Origin of the sequence: Actinoallomurus sp. NPDC052274, from assembly GCF_040679475.1 — a bacterium.
Classification (GTDB): domain Bacteria; phylum Actinomycetota; class Actinomycetes; order Streptosporangiales; family Streptosporangiaceae; genus Actinoallomurus; species Actinoallomurus liliacearum.
The window spans coordinates 12,154-31,116 of the sequence record NZ_JBFAUT010000021.1; the positions used below are offsets into that span (position 1 = coordinate 12,154).

19 protein-coding genes are annotated in these 18,963 nt (G+C 70.8%); 10 read left to right on the forward strand and 9 right to left on the reverse strand.

From position 1 onward, the window contains the following. Positions 1-4: 4 nt before the first annotated feature. Positions 5-1,453 carry a hypothetical protein gene (locus AB0K82_RS19425; RefSeq protein WP_364398622.1) on the forward strand — a complete coding sequence of 483 codons (1,449 nt, stop codon included), beginning with the start codon at positions 5-7 and terminating at the stop codon, positions 1,451-1,453. Positions 1,454-1,672: 219 nt separating this feature from the next. On the opposite strand, the gene AB0K82_RS19430 is transcribed toward AB0K82_RS19425, so the two are convergent. The 3 genes from AB0K82_RS19430 to AB0K82_RS19440 all read right to left on the reverse strand — a co-directional run bounded on the left by AB0K82_RS19430 (position 1,673) and on the right by AB0K82_RS19440 (position 5,632). Further along, positions 1,673-3,685, reverse strand: a complete 2,013-nt coding sequence (locus AB0K82_RS19430; RefSeq protein WP_364398623.1) for a hypothetical protein — start codon at positions 3,683-3,685, stop codon at positions 1,673-1,675. Positions 3,686-3,773: 88 nt separating this feature from the next. After that, the gene (locus tag AB0K82_RS19435; protein WP_364398624.1) at positions 3,774-4,970 is read right to left on the reverse strand and encodes a HAMP domain-containing sensor histidine kinase; all 1,197 of its coding nucleotides are present in this window, start codon (positions 4,968-4,970) and stop codon (positions 3,774-3,776) included. An 8-nt stretch (positions 4,971-4,978) separates the two neighbouring features. Beyond that, a complete protein-coding gene (locus AB0K82_RS19440; RefSeq protein WP_364398626.1) occupies positions 4,979-5,632 on the reverse strand; it encodes a response regulator transcription factor in 654 nt (217 codons plus the stop codon). 188 nt (positions 5,633-5,820) lie between these two features. On the opposite strand from AB0K82_RS19440, the gene AB0K82_RS19445 reads away from it, so the two are divergent. The 5 genes from AB0K82_RS19445 (at position 5,821) to AB0K82_RS19465 (ending at position 10,301) form a co-directional block, all read left to right on the forward strand. After that, positions 5,821-6,384: a hypothetical protein gene (locus AB0K82_RS19445; protein WP_364398627.1), complete on the forward strand. Its 564-nt coding sequence runs from the start codon at positions 5,821-5,823 to the stop codon at positions 6,382-6,384. Next, positions 6,381-7,691, forward strand: a complete 1,311-nt coding sequence (locus tag AB0K82_RS19450; protein ID WP_364398629.1) for a peptidoglycan-binding protein — start codon at positions 6,381-6,383, stop codon at positions 7,689-7,691. Before AB0K82_RS19445 ends, AB0K82_RS19450 begins: the two co-directional genes overlap by 4 nt. Beyond that, positions 7,688-8,458 carry an ABC transporter ATP-binding protein gene (locus AB0K82_RS19455; RefSeq protein WP_364398631.1) on the forward strand — a complete coding sequence of 257 codons (771 nt, stop codon included), beginning with the start codon at positions 7,688-7,690 and terminating at the stop codon, positions 8,456-8,458. The genes AB0K82_RS19450 and AB0K82_RS19455 overlap by 4 nt, the downstream gene beginning before the upstream one ends. Continuing rightward, entirely contained in the window at positions 8,455-9,681 is a 1,227-nt protein-coding gene (locus AB0K82_RS19460; RefSeq protein ID WP_364398632.1) for an ABC transporter permease, read from the forward strand. The genes AB0K82_RS19455 and AB0K82_RS19460 overlap by 4 nt, the downstream gene beginning before the upstream one ends. 140 nt (positions 9,682-9,821) lie before the next feature. After that, the gene (locus AB0K82_RS19465) at positions 9,822-10,301 is read left to right on the forward strand and encodes an RICIN domain-containing protein (RefSeq protein WP_364398634.1); all 480 of its coding nucleotides are present in this window, start codon (positions 9,822-9,824) and stop codon (positions 10,299-10,301) included. Between the two features lie 60 nt (positions 10,302-10,361). Here AB0K82_RS19465 and AB0K82_RS19470 read toward each other — a convergent pair whose 3' ends face one another. Continuing rightward, positions 10,362-12,674 (reverse strand): xyloglucanase, encoded by a 2,313-nt coding sequence (locus AB0K82_RS19470; protein ID WP_364398636.1) that lies wholly within the window; start codon positions 12,672-12,674, stop codon positions 10,362-10,364. Positions 12,675-12,899: 225 nt separating this feature from the next. Then, a complete protein-coding gene (locus tag AB0K82_RS19475) occupies positions 12,900-13,487 on the reverse strand; it encodes an SLATT domain-containing protein (protein WP_364398637.1) in 588 nt (195 codons plus the stop codon). Positions 13,488-13,636: 149 nt separating this feature from the next. Here AB0K82_RS19475 and AB0K82_RS19480 point away from each other — a divergent pair, with 149 nt between their 5' ends. Beyond that, positions 13,637-14,059: an SDR family oxidoreductase gene (locus AB0K82_RS19480; RefSeq protein ID WP_364398639.1), complete on the forward strand. Its 423-nt coding sequence runs from the start codon at positions 13,637-13,639 to the stop codon at positions 14,057-14,059. Here AB0K82_RS19480 and AB0K82_RS19485 read toward each other — a convergent pair. The 3 genes from AB0K82_RS19485 to AB0K82_RS19495 all read right to left on the reverse strand — a co-directional run bounded on the left by AB0K82_RS19485 (position 14,028) and on the right by AB0K82_RS19495 (position 16,517). After that, on the reverse strand, positions 14,028-15,188 hold the full coding sequence (locus tag AB0K82_RS19485) for a glycosyltransferase family 4 protein (protein ID WP_364398641.1): 1,161 nt from the start codon (positions 15,186-15,188) through the stop codon (positions 14,028-14,030). The two genes, AB0K82_RS19480 and AB0K82_RS19485, sit on opposite strands and share 32 nt — an antisense overlap. Then, entirely contained in the window at positions 15,185-15,922 is a 738-nt protein-coding gene (locus AB0K82_RS19490; RefSeq protein WP_364398642.1) for a hypothetical protein, read from the reverse strand. Before AB0K82_RS19490 ends, AB0K82_RS19485 begins: the two co-directional genes overlap by 4 nt. Before the next feature lie 145 nt (positions 15,923-16,067). Continuing rightward, positions 16,068-16,517, reverse strand: a complete 450-nt coding sequence (locus AB0K82_RS19495; RefSeq protein ID WP_364398644.1) for a GNAT family N-acetyltransferase — start codon at positions 16,515-16,517, stop codon at positions 16,068-16,070. 92 nt (positions 16,518-16,609) lie between these two features. Between AB0K82_RS19495 and AB0K82_RS19500 the strand changes: the two genes are divergently transcribed. The 3 genes from AB0K82_RS19500 (at position 16,610) to AB0K82_RS19510 (ending at position 18,137) form a co-directional block, all read left to right on the forward strand. After that, the gene (locus AB0K82_RS19500) at positions 16,610-16,849 is read left to right on the forward strand and encodes a hypothetical protein (protein WP_364398646.1); all 240 of its coding nucleotides are present in this window, start codon (positions 16,610-16,612) and stop codon (positions 16,847-16,849) included. A 328-nt stretch (positions 16,850-17,177) separates the two neighbouring features. Continuing rightward, on the forward strand, positions 17,178-17,435 hold the full coding sequence (locus tag AB0K82_RS19505; protein ID WP_364398647.1) for a WhiB family transcriptional regulator: 258 nt from the start codon (positions 17,178-17,180) through the stop codon (positions 17,433-17,435). A 78-nt stretch (positions 17,436-17,513) separates the two neighbouring features. After that, positions 17,514-18,137, forward strand: a complete 624-nt coding sequence (locus tag AB0K82_RS19510) for a rhomboid family intramembrane serine protease (protein WP_364398649.1) — start codon at positions 17,514-17,516, stop codon at positions 18,135-18,137. 77 nt (positions 18,138-18,214) lie between these two features. On the opposite strand, the gene AB0K82_RS19515 is transcribed toward AB0K82_RS19510, so the two are convergent. Further along, a complete protein-coding gene (locus AB0K82_RS19515; RefSeq protein WP_364398650.1) occupies positions 18,215-18,949 on the reverse strand; it encodes an SDR family oxidoreductase in 735 nt (244 codons plus the stop codon). Positions 18,950-18,963: the final 14 nt, after the last annotated feature.

Genomic DNA, 18,963 nt, shown 5'->3' on the forward strand with positions numbered 1-18,963 from the left:
CCTCATGACGGCCATCGCCAACGAGAGAAACGGCAGAGCCGGCGTGCCGAATGAAAAGTTGAAGGAGCTACTCGAAGAGGTCGGGTGGCGTCCGGAAAGCCTTGCGCGCCGCGTCAATGCAGCAATATTCGCTATTCGCCGAGAAAACCGCCAAATCCACCATAAGACCCCGTATCGTTGGTTGAACCGGGGCGAGGTCCCTCATGCGCCGGTCCCCGAGGTCGTTGTATGGCTTCTTGCCGACGCCACCGGGCGTGACCTGACCTTCGATCAGGTGTGGCCTGGTAGCGCACCCCGTTCTTCGCTGCTCTTGCCCGCCGACCACCGCCTCGATCTACCCTGGGATGCGGGCGGATTGCTGCGTCTCCTGGAGGAGTGGTCGCATCCGATGCTGACCCGGCGGACGTTCATGGTGGTCTCCGGTACGACGCTGACACGCCATGCGTGGCAGTGGTCCCAAGCGCCGGTCCCGGTCCTCGCTTCGGCCGCGCGGGAGGGGGATCGCGTCACCGAGCCGATGCTCGAACTCGTCGAGGACATCGCCGCGCGATGCCGCCGACTGGATGAACGGCACGGCGCCGCGGGTGCCGCCTTCGTCGCCGACCAGTTCGCCTGCGTGTCGCGGTTACTACGGCGGTCCCGATACGACGCGCGAACGGGCCGTCGCCTCACCTCGGCTCTTGCCCAACTTGCCCAGACCTCCGGTTTCATGGCGTTCGACTCCGCCCGGGACGGCGAGGCACAGCGTTGGTACCTGACCGGTCTTCGTGCGGCGCACGCCGCCGGTGACCGCGCGCTGGCCGCGAGCGTCCTGGGCCTGATGAGCAATCAGGCGATGGAGATTGGCGAAACGGGGGACGCGCTGCAACTCGCCACGGCCGCGCAGGAGGCGGCCTCGCAGGGGCCGTCGACGGTGCGGGCGCTCATCGCCGCGCGCAGCGGTCTCGCCAGCGCGGCGGCCGGGGATCTGGCGACCTTCCAGCGATTGCGGGCGCAGACGCTGGACCTGCTCGAGCGCGCGCAGGACCGTGGGGAGGCCGCTCCGGACTGGGCCGGTTACGTCACCCGGACCGAACTCGACGCCATCGCCGGGCGAGGCATGGTCGTCCTGGCAGGACAGATGCTCACGCATCGGAGCCGTCTGCTGGCGGAGGCCGAAGACCTGCTGCGCGGCCGGGCGCGGACCGATCCGTCCGGCGAGCCACAGCGGTCGGCGTTCCGGCACGGCGCGTGGCTCGGGCTGGCCCATGCCCAGGCCGGCGACCTGGACCAGGCCGTGGCGGCGGCGCGCCGTGCCGTCGACCGGCTGCCCGGTGTCACCTCGGCGCGCAGCGTCGGCCTCCTCCAGCGGCTCGGCCGTGAACTGGCGCACGCACGCCGATCGCCTGAGGTGAAGAGCCTCCTCCGCGACCTCGAACGAAGACTGCCGCACGCGGAACCGCCGGGCGTGTGACCGTACACAGCCGTGCGAAAGGCTCGGCGATCGGCGTCCCGGTGGGGCGATTCGCCCCGGTTCGTCAGTCGGCGGCTTGGCTTTTGCCGAGCTTTTCGCACGGCGGTCAGTGCTGGGGACGGGTGAACGAACTCGCACCTTCGGCCGAGCGTGAGAACGCGCCTTCTTCCGGCCCCGACGGGGCGGAAGAAGGCGCGTGGTCGCGTTGGCGGGGCGGGTCTACCAGTGCGGGACCTCCTTCTGGGTCCAGCGCAGGGTCTTCCTGTCGACGATGTCGATCTTCTTGCCGACGATCGAGGGGGCCTCGTCGAAGGAGCACCGGTCGCCCGAGTTCACGTCCTTGCACTCCACCTTGTTGCCGTAGGCGACCAGGAAGGGGTCGCCGGAGTGGGTGACGGCCTTCACGGTCACCTTCACCTTCGACGTGCCCTTGGCGTGGTCGGTGTCGATGGAGACGACGGTGGGAGGCAGGAGCTTCTCCCAGTCGAAGGTCGCGTCGGCCTTCGAGTACTTCCACTGCGGGTCGAGGAATTCCTTCCTCAGGTGCGCGACCGCCGCCGGGTCCTCGATGAAGTAGCCGTCGTCCTGTAGGAAGGCCGGGTAGGCGTTCTTCGAGCCGAGGTAGAAGACGCGGTCGTCGACCACGATCAGCTTGGTGTGCTGGGCGTAGGTGCAGGCCTCCTTCGGGTCGTCGCAGTTGATGACCTTGCCCTCGTCGTTCTTCTCCTTGCCCTCCCAGCGGGGCTTGTCGCTGCTGCGCAGTGAGGCGTACTGGAAGGTGTCCTGCATGACCTGGTCGGCCTTCTTGTCACCGCCCGCCTGCAGCGCGATCCGCTTGCGCAGCAAGTCCGAGAGCTGCCGCATGTTCTTCATGGTGGAGTAGGCGTCCTCGTTGCCGGGCGTGGAGATGACGATGCGGACCTTGACCCCGTGGATCATCTTGGCGGCGACGTTGTCGAGCAGCCGCAGGTCGGCCAGTGGCTGGACGGCCTTGATGGGGCCGCCGATGCTCGCGCACCAGCCGTAGAGGTCCTGCTGGGAGAACACGATCGACTTGGTGGCGGTGGCCACCATCTCGCGCAGCGCGGTCTCCTCCGGGTTGACGGTCTGGTAGTCCCGGTCGAGGTTGACCACGTCCTTGTCGGCGAAGCTCAGCCTGCACTTGGCGTCGTCGGGCTGCTTGAGGTCGGGCAGCTTGTAGGTGGAGGAGTCGTCCTTGCGCTGGATGCCGACGCCGAGCCCGCCGACCTCCAGCATGTCGAGGTCGCCGGCCTTGGCCGCGGCGGGCGGGTGCAGGGTCGAGATGCAGCCTCCGCCCGACGGGTACACCCATGATCCGGTGGTGGCCGCCCAGTTCCACTTGTTGCGGTTGGCGCAGGTCCAGTCCCAGAGCCGGTTGATGTAGCCGGTCGCCGACGCGGCCGCGGGGCCTCGGACGGCCATCATCATGTCGGTGACGGGCTTCGGGGTCTGGACGTAGTTGTTGGTGTAGGTGTTGACGCCGCCGGTGATGACGGTCCTCCCGTCGACCACGAACAGCTTGGAGTGGTTCCAGGAGGGCGTGTAGCCGCCGATCGGAACGCCGGGCGTTCCCGAGTAGGAGGTGGTCATCGTCGCCACGTTGAAGGTGATGTTGCGGGCCGCGGCGCCGATGGTCTTCTTCGCGGCGTCGATCCAGTCGTCGCCGTTCACCGTGGCGGGCAGTACCGGCGCGCCCAGCAGCATCCTGAAGGTGATCTTGTGCTTCTCGGCCGCCTTCTTCAGCCCGGCGACGATGGCGTCGCGGAAGTAGCCGTCCGGGAACGTACGGCACGGTGAGGGCAGCGGCAGGACCAGCTTCTCCGGGCAGCCGAGCGAGGTGATGTCGACGGTGCTGGTCGCCTCGCCGATATTGGTGGTGATCTTGTTCAGCAGCCGCTTGGTGCCCGGCCGGTCGGCGGGCGGGCAGGGGTCGTGTCCCCAGCACTGCGGTGTCTGCAGCAGCCAGTCCCCGGCCGAGTCGTCCAGCCGGTTGCCGCTGCTGCGTTCCCAGACCTGGTGTTCCAGGCCCGGCGACACGTGCCGGACCGCCCTCTCGACCTGGTCGAGGTAGGGCGTCGGCGACGCCGCGGCCGAGGCCGCGTCGTGGGTTGCCGCCGGCGAGGAGACGGCGGCGGTGAACGCCGTCGCCGTCGGCCAGGAGATGGCGGCGGTGAACGCCGTCACCGCCGCCGCGGTGATGATCGTCTTCATATCCGCCACTCAACCCAGCGAGACCGCCCGCCCGGTCGTCAGCCACACCCCGCCGGGGTAAAGCGATGATCCAGAAAGCACAGGGCGCTCACGGGAACCGCACCTCGACGTCCAGGCCGCCTTCCGGGCGGGCGTGCGCCGTGACGGTGGCGTCGTGCGCGGCGGCGATGGCGCGCACGATCGACAGGCCCAGGCCGTGGCCGCCGTCGTCGCGGGCGGTACGGCCGGCGAGGCGCTGGAACGGCTCGAACAGGTCCGCCACGCGATCCGGCGGGATCACCGGCCCGGTGTTGCGCACGGACAGGACCGCGCGTCCGGCCTCGGTCGTCGTACCGACCTCCACGCTGCCGCCGGGAACGTTGTAGCGGACCGCGTTGTCGAGGAGGTTCGCCACGAGGCGCTCGGCCAGGGCCGGATCGCCGGCGGCCGGCGCGGGAGGCGTCCGCGCCTCGACGCGGAGCCCGAGCCGGTCGACCTGCGGCCGGGGGGCGAGGAGCGCCTGATCGGTGAGCTCGGCCAGGTCGAAGCGCTCGCGGCGCTCCAGCCCGCGTTCGCCCGTCGCCAGGGTGAGGAGCGCCTCCAGCAGGCGTTCCTGCTGCTCACTGATGGCGAGCACACGCTCCGACGTCGCCCGGAAGGACGCGAGCGTGGCGGTGCGGTCGGTGAGCGTCTCCTCCAGCAGCGCGTGCTCCAGGGTGAGCGGGGTGCGCAGCTCGTGCGCGGCGTTGGCGACGAACCGCTTGTGCGCGCCCAGTGCCGTCTCCAGCCGGCCGAGGAGGCCGTCGACGGTGTCTGCCAGGTCCTTGAGCTCGTCCCGTGGGCCTGCGACGGCCAGCCGTTCGTGCACGTTGCGCGCGGAGATCCGCCGGATCGTGGAGGTCATCGTCCGCAGCGGGCGCAGCACCCGCCCGGCGACCAGCCAGCCCAGCACGACCGACACCATCATCATGATCGCCAGTGCGATGCCGGACTGCACCAGCAGGGCGTGCATCTGGGCCGCGTGCTGCCGGGTCACCTCGGCGTCCAACTGGGCGTTGAGGCGCTGCAGGTCGGGTGGAAGGGACGGCTTCGTGAAGACCCTGTCGCCCGAGACGACCGGCCCGATCCGGCCGGTCCGGTAGAGGACCCGCCGCGGCCCCGTGGCGTGGCGGACGAGCAGGTAGGTGATCGCGAGCAGGATGGCGCCGGAGACGGCGAACAGCACGCCGTACAGGGCGGTGAGCCGCAGGCGTACGGTCCGCGGCCGCAGACCGGCCGGGACCCGGGGATGAAACAGCGTGCGCATTGGGGCCTTCAGATCCGGTACCCGCCCCGGGGGACGGTCTCGATCACGGGTGGGGAGCCGAGCTTGGACCGCAGGCGGTTGATCGTCGCCTTGACCGTCGTGGTGAACGGGTCGGCCGCCTCGTCCCAGACCCGATCCAGCAGTTCCTCGGCGGAGACGACCCGGCCCCGTGCTCCGAGCAGGTACTCCAGCACCGCGAACTCCTTGGGGCTGAGGGCCAGGCGCGCGCCCGCGCGGAAGGCGGTCCGCTGCGCGGGGTCGAGCCGTACGTCGCCGCGCGCGAGGACCGGCGGCAGGGCGGGCTGCGCTCGGCGGGCGAGCGCGCGGACCCGTGCGACCAGCTCCGCGTAGGCGAACGGTTTGGGCAGGTAGTCGTCGGCGCCGAGGCTGAGCCCCTCCACCCGGTCCGCGATCGTGGCCGACGCGGTCAGCATCAGGATCCGGGTGTGCGGTCCCTTCGCGGTCAGGGCGGCGCAGACCTCGTCACCGTGGACCTCGGGGAGGTCCCGGTCGAGCACGACGACGTCGTAGTCGGTCAGCGACGTGCGGTCGAGGGCGTCCTGCCCGCCGTAGGACACGTCGACCGCCATCCCCTCACGGCGCAGCACCCGCGCCACCGAGTCCGCGAGTTCGACCTGGTCCTCCACCACCAGCACTCTCATCCGCGTACGCCTCGTGGGCCGGTCAGGGCGGTCTGGTCCATGCCGTCAGGATGCCCGACGACCGGTCACAGGCCGGTCACAACGGCTCGCACCGTGCTGTGACCGGCGGATCCGTACAACTGGCCTCGCAACGAACGCCGCCGGGCCACGACGGTCCGACGGCGTCGATCTCGCAGAGAGGCCGAGACATGAACGACGCAGCCGGCATGCGCACCACCCCGACCACGTCGCGACGGACGCGACGCGGCCGGCCGCTCGCCGCAGTACTCCTGATCACCGGGCTGGCCCTCACGGCCTGCGGGGGCGGCTCCGGCGGTTCCGCCGGCGCTTCGAGCTCCGCGGCGGCCGGCTCCGGCGGCAGCGCCGGGAAGGGCGCGGACTCGGGGAAGGCGGTCAAGTACGCCGAGTGCATGCGCAAGAACGGCGTGCCCGACTTCCCCGACCCGCAGGACGGCAAGATCCAGATGAAGGCTGGACCCGGCAGTGACATGAATCCCAACTCGCCGCAGTTCAAGGCCGCCGACCAGAAGTGCAAGGCGTACGCGCCGAGCGGCACCGGGATGGGCGCCCAGGACAACACCGCGATGCTGAAGTTCGCCGAGTGCATGCGCAAGAACGGCGTGCCGAACTTCCCGGATCCGGAGGGCGGGAAGATGATCATCGCCAAGGGCAAGGGGATCGATCCCGGCTCGCCGCAGTTCCAGGCGGCCCAGAAGACCTGCCAGAAACTGCTGCCCGGCGGTCTTCAGTGAGCGTGGAGCGGCCCGGCAGCACACGCGTCCCCGAGCCGGACACGGCGCCCCCCGGCGACGCGTCCCCGCCCGATGACGAACCCGGACGGGACCTGACGCGCTCCGCCGCCACCGTGCCCGATCGGACGGCCGAACGGGAGGCGGGGACCTCCACCGGGACGGCGGGAATTCCCGACGCCGGAACGCCCGGGCGGACGAGGCCGCGCAGGCGGCGGCGCCGGCTCGCGCGCGTCGGCGGCGTCATCGTCGTCCTGGCGGTCGCGGCGGGCATCGTGATCGTCACCGCCGATCCGTTCGGTGACCGGAAGAAGGCGCCCGGACCGACGACCGGCGGCGAGTCCCTCGCGTCCGTTCGGAGGGGCCCGCTGTCGTCACAGGTCGACCAGAGCGGAACCCTCTCGTACGTCGCGCGGGCCGACGGGACGCCGTACTCGGTCGTCAACCACGCGAACGGCGTCTACACCTGGGTGCCGCGCGCGGGTGACGAGATCAAGTGCGGGAAGGTCCTCTATTGGATCGGCAGCACACCGGTGCCGCTGCTGTGCGGCACGTGGCCCGCCTACCGCGACCTGTCCGAGGGCGACAGCGGCAAGGACGTGCGGGAGCTCAACCGCAACCTGGTCAAGCTCGGCTACGCCGACGACGCGGACCTGGACCCGGACTCGAAGTACTTCGGCTCGGCCACCGCCACGGCGCTCGAGAAGCTGCAGGACGAGATCGGCGCGGAGGAGACCGGGTCACTGAAGCTGGGCTCCGCCGTGTTCCTGCCCGGCCCGCTCCGGATCACCAAGGCGGCGGCGCAGTTCGGCGCGAACGCGCGGCCGGGGGAGCCGGTCGCGCAGGCGACCTCGACCGACCGCCAGGTGACCGTGAACCTGGACGCGTCGCAGCAGTCCCAGGTCAAGGTCGGGGACAAGGTGGAGATCACCCTGCCGGACAACCGTACGACCGCCGGGAAGGTCAGGCGCATCGGCGCGGTCGCGACCTCGTCCTCCGATCAGAAGGGCTCGTCCAGCGCGACGATCCCGGTGTACGTCACGCTCACGCACCCGAAGGAGGCGGGCCGCCTCGACCAGGCGCCCGTTCGCGTGCAGATCACCACCGGCGGCGTCAAGGACGCGCTGATCGTGCCGGTCACGGCGCTGATCGGCCAGGCCGGTGGCGGGTACTCGGTGGAGAAGATCGACGCGCGGGGCGCGCACAGCGTCGTACCGGTCACGCTGGGGCTGTTCGACAACGCCGACGGCCTGGTGCAGGTGTCGGGGAACCTCGCCCCGGGCGACCGAGTGGTGGTGCCCGCGACATGAGCGTCACGCGAGTGGCCCTGGAACTGGAGGCGGTGACCAAGGTCTACGGCGAGCGGTCGCCCGTCCTGGCGCTCCGGGGCGTGACCTTCGGCGTCCGCAAGGGCGAACTGGTGGCGATCGTCGGACCATCCGGATCGGGGAAGACGACATTGCTGCACGTCATGGGCACGCTGGAGCGGCCCACCGGGGGCACGGTCCGGATCGACGGGGTCGACATCGACCGGCTCGACGACCGCGGCCTGTCGGCGCTGCGGGCCCGCAGCATCGGGTTCGTCTTCCAGCAGTTCTTCCTGGCCGAGCACTCGACCGTGCTGGACAACGTCGCCGACGGGTTGCTGTACGCCGGCGTCGAGGTCCGCGAGCGGCGGCGGAGGGCCCTGGCGGCGCTCGAACGCGTCGGCCTGGCCGACCGGGCGTCCGCCCGGCCGACCCAGATGTCGGGCGGGCAACGCCAGCGCGTGGCGATCGCCCGGGCGCTCGTCGGGCGGCCGGCGATCGTGCTCGCGGACGAGCCGACCGGCAACCTCGACAGCGTCACCGGTGCCGCGATCATCGAGCTGCTGCACGAGCTCAACGCCGAAGGCGCGACGATCGTCGTGATCACGCATGACGCCGAGCTGGCCGCCGGGCTGCCCCGGCAGGTGCACGTACGCGACGGGCGGATCGTCTCGGACAGCGCCCACGACCCGGACCGGCCCGGCGACCGGGCGGGGCAGGACACCGGCGCGCGCGTGCCCGTCGGAGCGGAGCAGGAGGATCGCTCATGACGACGCTGGTCCCCGCCCGGCTGCGGGCGGGCGACCGGGCGCGGGTGGCGAGCGTCGGACTGCGGGCCCGGCGGCTGCGGTCGGCGCTGTCGGCGCTCGGGATCGCGATCGGCACGGCCGCGATCGTCGCGGTGCTGGGGCTCTCGTCGTCGTCCCAGGCCGGGCTGCTCAACGAGATCGATCGTCTCGGCACCAACCTGCTCACCGCCGACAGCGGGCAGAGCTTCAGCGGGGACGCGGCCCAACTGCCGCTCGAGGCGCCCGCCAGGATCTCGCGGCTGAAGGCCGTCGAGCAGGTGGCCGACACCGCCACCGTCACGACCGCGAACGTGTACCGCAGTCCGCTGATCCCCCCGGTCAGCACCAACGCGCTGAAGGTCAGGGCGGCCGGTCTCAACCTGCTGCCGGTGGTCGCCACCGGCGTCGCCCAAGGCCGCTGGCTGAACTCCGCGACCGCCACGAAGCCCGTCGTGGTGCTCGGCGCGGTCGCCGCGCAGCGGCTCGGGATCGGCAGGGTCCGCCCGGGGCAGCGCGTCTGGCTCGGCGGCCAGTGGTTCTACGTCGGCGGGATCCTCCGGCCGGCGGTGCTGGCACCGGAGATCGATACCAGCGCCCTGGTCGGTTATCCGGCCGCGCAGCGCTATCTGAACTACACGAGCGTCGTCCACGGCACGGTGACGCCGGGACCGCCGAGCACCATCTACGTCCGTTGCCGGACGGGTCAGGTCAACGCGGTGCACGAGGTGCTGGCGCAGACGGCCGACCCCGAGTCGCCGAACGAGGTCGACGTGAGCCGGCCCTCCGACGCGCTCACCGCCCGCGCCGCCGCGAGCGGCGCGTTCAACAGCCTGTTCCTGGGACTCGGCGTCGTCGCGTTGATCGTCGGTGCGGTCGGGGTGGCCAACATCATGATCATCTCGGTGCTCGAACGCCGCTCGGAGATCGGTCTGCGCCGCGCGCTCGGCGCGACCCGGGGCCAGATCCGCGGCCAGTTCATGTCCGAGGCGATCGTGCTGGCCTTCCTGGGCGGGGCCGTCGGCGTGACGGCCGGCGTGCTCGCCACCGTCGTCTACGCCACGACTAAGCACTGGGCGGTGGTCGTCCCCGTGGAGGCATGGACGGGCGGCATCGGCTCCGCGATCCTGATCGGTGCCCTCGCCGGCCTGCTCCCGGCCCTCCGTGCCTCGCGCATGGCCCCGACGGAGGCCCTGCGAACCGTCTGACGAGATCACGGAGTACGGAGGCGTCCGGCCGCCGCATCGTCGGCCGGACGCCCCCGTCGTGATCGCAAGTTCATGATCTGGACGGAGAGAAGATGCTATTCGGTCAGGTCGATTTTCGTGATCAACCACAGACTCCTCGCATGAAGAACCCCTTCTCCGCCAGGCGGTTCGCCGCCGGGGCGGCCATCGCCGCAGCCGCCGTGACGAGTGTCGCGACCCCGGCGCACGCCGACACGTTCTGGACGTTCAAGAACCGGCAGACGGGCAAGTGCCTGACCTTCGGCACGTCCAGTGTGTGGGCCGCCTCCTGCAACGGCTCCACCAACCAGCAGTGGGACTGGGTGCCCAGCAACTACGACAACAACTTCAGCCTGCTCCGGGCGCGGGGCACCGACCAGTGCCTGCGCACCGACCGGAAGACCTCGAAGAACTCCACCTGGCTGAGCACCTGCGACCGCAACGCCTGGGGCGAGCTGTTCAGCTACCAGTACTCCACGCAGGCGTTTATCACCGCGGATTACTACTACGTGACGCAGGACCCCGGCAGCTCACAGGGCGTCTACACCGAGTCGCCCGGCCCCAGCGGCTACTACAGCTACTGGTACGGCAGCCACACCTGATCCGGACTCGCCGAGGACCGCCGTGGCGCGCAGCACCGGCGATCCTCGGCGAGCGGCTCGCTACCCGCCGGTGCGGTCGCCGTACATGACGCCGCGGCCGTTGGTGGCGACGTAGACGCGGCCGTAGACGCGCGGGTCGCCGGTGATGGCGGCGCCGATGTTGCCCCACTGGTGCGCGTCGTCGTTGATCCGCACCCAGGTGGCCCCGGAGTCGTCGGACCGGAAGACGCCGCGTACGCCGCCCACCTTGGCGATGACGTACAACGCCGGGTACGTCTTGCCGGTCGCGGCCTTGCCGAAGCCGACGTTGTCGGCCTCCTGGACGTTCGACAGCTTCGTGAACGTCGCCCCGGAGTCGGTCGAGTGCCACAGGCCGTACGTCGAGCCGGAGGCGCCGCCGGCCAGCCAGAGGTCGCCCTCGTGGCCCGCGACCGCCTTGACGTGGCCGGAGGACGGCAGGCCGGTCGCTGCGGTGGCCGTGAAGGTCGCGCCGCCGTCCGTGCTCACGTAGAGGCGTCCGCCGGACAGGCCGTAGAACTTCTTCGGGTTCACCCGGTCGGCGGCGACCCGCGCGCCGGACGGGATGCCGGACGAGGCGGTCCAGGAGTTGCCGAAGCCGACGGAGTAGTACACGCCCGTGCCGTCGGGGCTCCACACGAAGCGGGACCCGTCCGCGGCCGCCGCGACCGTGCCGCCGCCGGTCACGCCCGGTGGCTCACTGCCCTGCCACCAGTCGGCGCCGCCGTCGGTGGAGAAGCCGATCCGGTTGACGTTCGGGCTGGCCGACTTGTCGACGTTTCCGACGCGGACCATCCAGGCGGGGTTCGTCTCGGCGTAGTCGAGGCTCGTCGTCGTGGTCAGGTTCGGCTGGGTGAACATCATCGACGGGATCGCGTCGAGGTTGGTGTGGCGGAAGCCGCCGATGTCACCGAGGGCCGACAGCAGGTGCGCGTCGCCGGACGGCGGGCTGATCAGGTCGTTGACCGCGGTCTCCTCCAGGCCCTTGACCATCGGCTTCAGCGCTATCTGCCCACCGGAGTCCCAGTTCGTCAGGTTCGTCGTGCCGTAGATCGTGGCACCCGTCCCGTACATCATCCGCGCGGAGTCGAACGGGTCGATCTCCAGCGCCTCGGTCATCCAGCCGAGCTTGGGCGTCACCTCGGGCGGCGACGGGTTGGCGCCGAACGTCAGCCACGGCACCGAGGAGACGTCCAGCGTGTAGCGGAACGTACGGTTCGGGTAGCTGCTCCAGTCCCAGGCGCGGGTCCAGGTGGCGCCGCTGTCGGTGCTGCGCCAGATCATCGTGTCCGGCCACCAGGAGCTGTACCCGGTCACCATGAGGGTGCCGGGGTGCTGCCGGTCGACGCTCAGCCCGCTGTAGCCGTAGTAGTTGTCGCCGCTGGACGCCGGGATCGGGCTGATGTCGGTCCACGCGCCGGTCGCGGTGTCGTAGCGCCACACCTGGCCCTTCGACCCGTCGTACGGGCCGCCCTTGTCGCTGGTCGCGAGGTAGAGGTAGCCGTTGGTCGTGTCGAGGACGCCCTTGTGCGCGAGGTACCCGGTCGGCTGGCCGGCGAGGCGCTGCCAGGTGGAGCCGCCGTCGGTGGAGCGGTACACGGTGTTCTGCGGGTCCGCGACGCCCACGTAGATGGTCTTCGTGGCGTTCCCGGAGGTGCCCGTGCGCTTGTCGAACGTCACCCACACGACGCCCTGGTCGTCGCTGAGGTAGCCGGAGGAGTCGCTCGGGTCCTGCTTGTACGTCCCAGGGTTCGGGAAGCTCGTCACCTTCGCCCAGGTGGCGCCGTAGTCGGTGCTGCGCCACAGGCCGTTGCCGCTCGGCGCGCCGAGGTAGAGGACGCCGTCCTTGTTCGGGTCGATGGCCAGGCGTTCGCCCATGCCCCGGCCGGGCATGTTGCCGCCCAGCTTGAACGGCAGCGGTGTGGCGGTCCAGCTGTCGCCCTTGTTCGTGGACCGCAGGATGGCGCCGTTGTTCGGGTCCCAGCCGTTGGTGTACATGCCGGCGGCCACGTACACGCGGTTCGGGTCGACGGGGTCGGTCGCCAGGCTCGCGGCGCCCATCCACCCCCAGTTCGTGAAGCCGATCGAGTCCAGCAGCGGCGTCCAGGAACTCGTCGACTGGTTCCAGCGGTACACGCCGCCGATGTCGGTGCGGGCGTAGATCAGGTTGGCCTGCGACTGGTTGAACACGATGCTCGGCACGAACCCGCCGCCGCCGATCTGGACGTTGCGCCAGGTGTACGACTCCGCGGCGGAGGCCGCGCCGCCGACGGCGACCTGACCGGCGAGGCCCGCCAGGACCATGATCGCGGCGACCAGCGCGGCCGTGAGCGCGCCGACCGGATTTCTGCGCATTGACGGACTCCTCTCTCGGCAGCGCCACCGGTGGGAGGGACAGAGGCTGCCGATCGAGGATGACGCTCACCCCGGCGCGCCGAGACCGTCAACGATTCGACGTGCCGTTCGACCGTCTTTCACGGATCGCCCCCGCGACCAGCGGAGACGGCGGTGAGAGCGGCCGCGCGGAGCACGCCGTTCGACCACGCTCAGGCTGCTGCGGAGGAGGCTGCCCGACCACGCTCAGGCCGGCTGGTCGGCGGCCCGCCGTGGGGTCTGGAACACGCGCACGATGTCGCTCATGCGCTCGGTCATGACCTCCTCGGCCCGCTCGACGTACCGGTTGCGCTCGGCGCGGTGCTGGGCCCACGCGGGGGCGGGAGGGGCGTTGCGGACGACCGCGTGCCAGCGGCCGGTGAGCTCGTCGAGCACCTGCCGCGCCTGCATGAAGGCGTGGCCGGGCAGGTCGACCTCGCGGGACTGCCGCGCGGCCGTCTCCACCGACCGGTACGCCTTGGCCGCCTCGGCCGCCTGGTTCTCCTTGCGACCGGGCGCGACCATGCTGACGACCGTGGCGAGCAGCGCGGCGCCCAGCGCCAGGCCGCCCGCGATCAGGGGGAAGCGGTCGCCGGCCAGGACGAGGCTGCCGGCCACCCCGGCGGCCAGGACGGCGGTGGATCCGAGCCACAGGTTGAGGACCCGCCAGATCTTCACCGTCTCGGCCTGGGCGCGCGCCGAGTGCGAGCAGTGCTCCTCGATCCGGTACAGCTCGGCGGCGACCGTCACGCGCCACGCGGGCTCGGCTCCGCCGAAGAGTTCGTTGTCGACCATGGCGTTTCCCCTCGAATACTCGCCGATGATGACGCAGATGATTCAGCGGGTCGTGGCGTGAACGGAGGGCGCACGACGGAAAACGGGAACGCCGTTGACCGAGGCATGGAACGCGCGCCGCGGCACGTACGGCGGCCGGTGAGCCCGCGGTGAGCGCCCGCTCGCTGCTGAACGACGGCGGCCGCATCGTCAACATGGGGTCGACGGCCAGCCGCTTCGCGGTCACCATCCAGATCGGCTACACGATCACCAAGGCCGCGCTGGAGTCGATGGCCCCGTCGCTGGCCAACGAACTCGGCAGGCGCGGCATCACCGTGAACACCGTCGCTCCCGGCGCGGTACGGACCGATATGACCGTCGGCTACACCTGCATTCCCGAGTTCGTCGCCGGACTCGAGGCGATCACCGCGCTCGGCCGGCTCGGTGAGCCCCGCGCGGCCAGGCCGCCCTGGTCGGCGACGCCGCGTACTGCCCGTCCCCCCTGTCGGGCATGGCCTCGAAGATGGCCCGCAAGGCCGCCGAGGGCATCGCGCTGCGCGACTACGCGGCCCGCTCGTGACGCAGGGCGGTGAACACATCGTCCCAGCGGTCGGCGACCTCGGAGATCCGGTAGCGCTCCGCGGTCCGCCGGCCGTTCTCGGCGAGCCGTCGCATCTTCTCCGGATCGTCCATGAGGGACAGCAGGGCGTCGGCGAACGCGTCGATGTCGCCGTCGGGAACCAGAACGCCGTCTTCGCCGGACGTGATGATCTCCCGGGGACCCTGCGGGCAGTCGAAGGACACCACCGGCACCCCGGCCGCGAACGCCTCCACGATCGTCATGCCGAACCCCTCGAACCGCGAGGTGATGACGTGGATCGACGCCTTGGCCAGCTCGCCCTCGATGTCGCTGGTCGGTCCCATGAAGGCGACGTTGTTGTGCAGGCCCAGGCGGCGGGCCTGCCTGCTCAGCTTGTCGGCGTGCGTGCCGTTGCCGTAAATGCGCAGCTTCCAGTCGGGGCGCTTCTCGATGACCTTGGCGAACGCGCCCAGCAGCCGGTCGTACCCCTTGACCTTGACGAGCCGGCCGGCGGCGAGGACGACGGGGTTCTCCAGCCGGGACTGCGGGCGCGGCTCCTCGGGCAGCCCGTTGCCGATCGTGTGCACCTGGGTCGGGTGACCGTCGAGCATCCGCGCGTACTCGGCGTGGTCCGCGTCGGTCAGCGTGATGACCGCGTCCAGCTTCGGATACCAGGTGCGGATCTCTTCGAGGATGCCGGGCTTGTGCGCGCCGAAGTGCAGGTGCTCCTGGCCGATGAGGGTGACCCCGTCACGGGCCAGCCGCGCGGCGGCGATGTTGAGCCCGGCCCGGGTGGTGATCAGGACGTCGGTCCGCAGGGCGGCGAGGTACCGCTGCAGCGCCCGGTCGCTCTCGGCGTTGAAGTTGTCGTACGCGCGCTCATCGGGGTGCATCAGCGTGCTGGGCTTCTTGATCCGGGAGGAGAACCCGACCCGCCACCACTTCTTGGAATCCGGCCGGAGATCGACCAGGCTGGACAGCGTCACCCGGTCGGAGTGCGGCAGGAACGGCTTGTCCCGGTGCCGGAAGACGCTGACGACCTCGACCTCGTGGCGCCTGGCCAGTTCGTCCGCCAGGTTCAACGTCGCGCGGACCGTGCCGCCCATGCCATAGGCGTTCATGATGAGGATGGAGATCTTCATGACGCCTCCGCGTTCGCGACGACCGTGGTGGCGATCGCGAGGTGGTCCTTGTCGGTGTAGTAGGCACGGATTCGTACGCGGTCGATGTCCCGTACGACATGCCGCGCCGGGAACCGGACCTTGTTCTTCTTGTCCGGGATGTCGTCGAGCAGGGTGGCGACGTTGAGAGCACCGATCCGCAGGTCCCAGAAGCCGCGCTCGGTCTCCACCGCGAAGGGGGCGTTCGGCAGTTCGGCGTGCCAGCGGTCCCCGGTGACCGTCACCGTGCCGGTGACCTCCTGGGCGGTCTTGCGCCGGGCGGCGACGATCTCGTCCGCGGTGGGCGTGGCGCCGTACGCGAGGAACCCTTCGAGCGTCAGCTTGTCCTCACCGGGGTGGACGGCGGTGACCTCGGCGTACGGCCCGACCGACCGCACGTCGACGCGCAGGCCGCCCGAGGGGGCGCGGAAGGCCCGCAGCGCCCGGGTGCGGCTCCGTCGCGCGTACTCCACCAGGCCGTCGAGCGAGAAGCCCGGGTCGGTCGTGATCACCTCGCCCTCGGCCGCGTGCACCGACCAGGTACCGGCGGCGAGGTCCAGCCGTGACAGGTCGGCGGCCGCATCGTCGAGGCGGACCGTGTGCGCGGCGTCCTCCCGGCGGAGCGTGAGTGTCGTCTCGTCGGCCGGGGGCTCGGCCCAGCGGATTCGAAGGACATCGTCTGCGTCGAGCCGGGCCGACGCGGCGAGTGCGACCATCGCTGGGGGGGATCCCTTCGATCTACCTTAGTGTCCGGACATGTAACCAACACCCGGGTAAACGCCGGGCTAAGCGCTTGCTGCGCATGCGCGGATGATTAGCTGTCAGGACGCCCAGAAGTCGATCAAGGTTTACCGAACGGTGTCAGAGCGGCCGTTTCATTCCCTCGTGGGTCGCTTCGAAACCGAGGGACTCGTAGAAGCGGATGGCGTCCGTGCGGCGCTTGTCCGAGGTCAACTGGACGAGGCCGCAGCCCCGCCGCCGCGCCTCGTCGATCGCCCAGTCGATCAACCGGTGACCGAGGCCGCGGCCCCGGTGGGCGCTGCCGACGCGGACCGCCTCGATCTGGGCGCGTTCGGTGCCCATCCGGCTGAGCCCGGGGATGAAGGTGAGCTGCAGCGTGCCGGCGACCTCGCCGTCGACCTCGGCCACGATCAGGCGGTTGCGCGGGTCGGCGTCGATGTGGGCGAAGGCGGCCCAGTAGGCGTCGATGTCGCCCTCCCGGCCCGCGCCGATCGCGTCGTCGGCGAGCAGCGCGACGATCGCCGGCACGTCGTCTCTGGTGGCGTCGCGGAAGGTCACATCGGTGGGCACGGTCCAAAACTTTAGCGAGAATTGACACGACTAGGCGTAGTACTACAGTTGGTAGTACTACGATTCGTCAATAGCGCGCTTCAGGAGGCGGCGTGACCGCACCGTCGACGATGGATGCTCCCGCCCGGCTCCTGGACCGCCACTGCCAGGAGCTGGTCGAGGACGAGCTCACCCGGTTGGCCCGCCGCGTCCCCTCGCTCGCGGAGGACCACCTCGGCGCCGTCGAGACCGCGCTCCGGCAGATCATCGATCGGCTGCTGCCGGTCCGGAGACGCGCCGAGGCGCGCCCTGAGACCGTCGCAGCGTTGTTCGACCTGGAGGCATCGTATTGACTTCGCTCCCAGCCGAAGCAGGGAGATTCAACCCTCACGGGTTGAGCTTTCTGCTTCACGGCCCGTTGCCGACCCGGAACACCGGCGAGGGACGGAGTGCCGCCCATCGGTCTTACACAAGCTCCACAGACCTGACTTCCCGCCAGCCCAGCGGTAGGCCCGGCGGGCTTGGTTCTCGCCCGCCAGGCAGAAGTCACGCTAACACTCAGCTACGGGCTTGGCGGAAGGTCACGGAAATCCGCCGAGGCGGATTTCCGGTCTCTGCCCTGTCCCGCAGGGGGCCGGTTCCTCTCCCGCCCGAAGGCGGGGGTCTCTTCGGAGGTATCTGATGATCGAACACTGGACGGATCTCGCGGCCTGCCAAAGCGCCGACCCCGAGCTGTTCTTCCCGGTCAGCACCAGCGGCCCGGCCCTGGACCAGGTGGCCGAGGCCAAGCAGGTGTGCGCGAGCTGTCCCGTGGCGTCGGACTGCCTCGCCTGGGCGCTGCGCGCGGGCGAGTCGGCCGGCATCTGGGGCGGGACCACCCCGGACGAGCGCCGCTACCTGCGCCTGAAGCCGCTGCCCGCCGCGCCCGCCTGGCACTGAGGCGTACGCCCGCGGTTCTGCGGCGTGCGCCCGTGGTTTCTTATTTCACCCCGACGGTCCGCGACGTACGGTTGCGCTATGGCCGACCCCTCGATCACCGCGCGGTCCCCCCGCGACGGACTCGCCCACCACGCCTCGCGCGCGGTCGGCGCGCTGATCATCACCGTTCTGCTGCTCGGCGCCTGCTGGGCGGTGGAGGTCGCGAACTACGGCGGTGACCTCACCCGGGAGTACGGCATCCAGCCGCACAACGTGCACTCCCTGTGGCACATCTTCACGGCGCCGTTCCTGCACGCCAACCTCGACCACATCATGGCCAACTCGGTACCGCTGGCGATCTTCGGCTTCCTGACGGCACTGCGCGGCCTGGGCCGCTTCATCGCCGTCAGCGTGATCGTCATGGTCGTCAGCGGTCTCGGCGTGTGGTTCCTGGCCGCCTCGAACGTCGTGACCGTCGGCGCGAGCGGCCTGATCTTCGGCTACTTCGGCTACCTGCTGGCGCGCGGCTTCTTCGAACGCCGCGTCCTGGACATCCTCCTCGGCGTCGTCATCGCCCTGGTGTACGGCACGATGATCTTCGGCGTGCTGCCCGGGCAGCCGGGCATCTCCTGGCAGGCGCACCTGTTCGGGCTGATCGGCGGCATCCTCGCCGCCCGCCTGACCCGCCGCCGCACCGCCCCGCCGGCGCTGCCGTCCGCCTGACCCGCCGGCGTACCCGCTCGCCGTCGTACCGGCCCGTGGCGCTGCCGCGGGCCGGACCCCGACCGGCCCAGGCAGGGTCAGCCGCGCACGCTGACGTCGGTGACGGTCGCGTCGCGCGGGGTGGCCAGCGCGTTGACGATCACCGTGGCGACGGTCCGGGCCGACATGTAGTCCGCCGGGTCGTACGCCTCGCCCTCCTGGTCGCGGACCTTGCGCTGCATCTCACTCGCCGTACGGCCCGGGTAGACCGACGTGACCCGGATCTCCGGCTCCTCGTCGCGGAGCGCGTCGGCGAGGGCCCGCAGCGCGTGCTTGCTCGCGGCGTACGCGCCCCACCCGCCCCGGGCGCGCAGCCCCGAGCCGGAGTTGACGAAGACGACGTGGCCGCGCGCCGCGCGCAGCAGCGGCAGCAGCAGGCGGGTCAGCTCGGCGGGGGCGGCCGCGTTCACCAGGAGCTGCTCGACCCAGGTGCCCGGCGGCGCCTCCGCGACGGTGCCCAGCTCGACCACGCCCGCACTGTGGACGACACCGTCCAGCGGCGGGAGTCCGGCGGCCGCGAGCGACGCCTCGATCCGCCGGGGGTCGGACAGGTCCAGCGCCAGGATCCGGACGCGGTGCTCGGCCGTCGGGTGGGCCGTCGGCTCGACGGCCAGCGGGGTCGGGTGGCCGAGCCGTGTGACGATCTCCTCCAGCCGCTCGGCGGAGCGTCCGACGAGGATGAGCGAGTGCCCGGCGTCGTACAGCAGCTCGGCGACGGCCGAGCCGATGCCGCCCGTGGCCCCGGTGATCAGGTAGGTTCCCACGAACCTCATTCTTCCCCGTGATC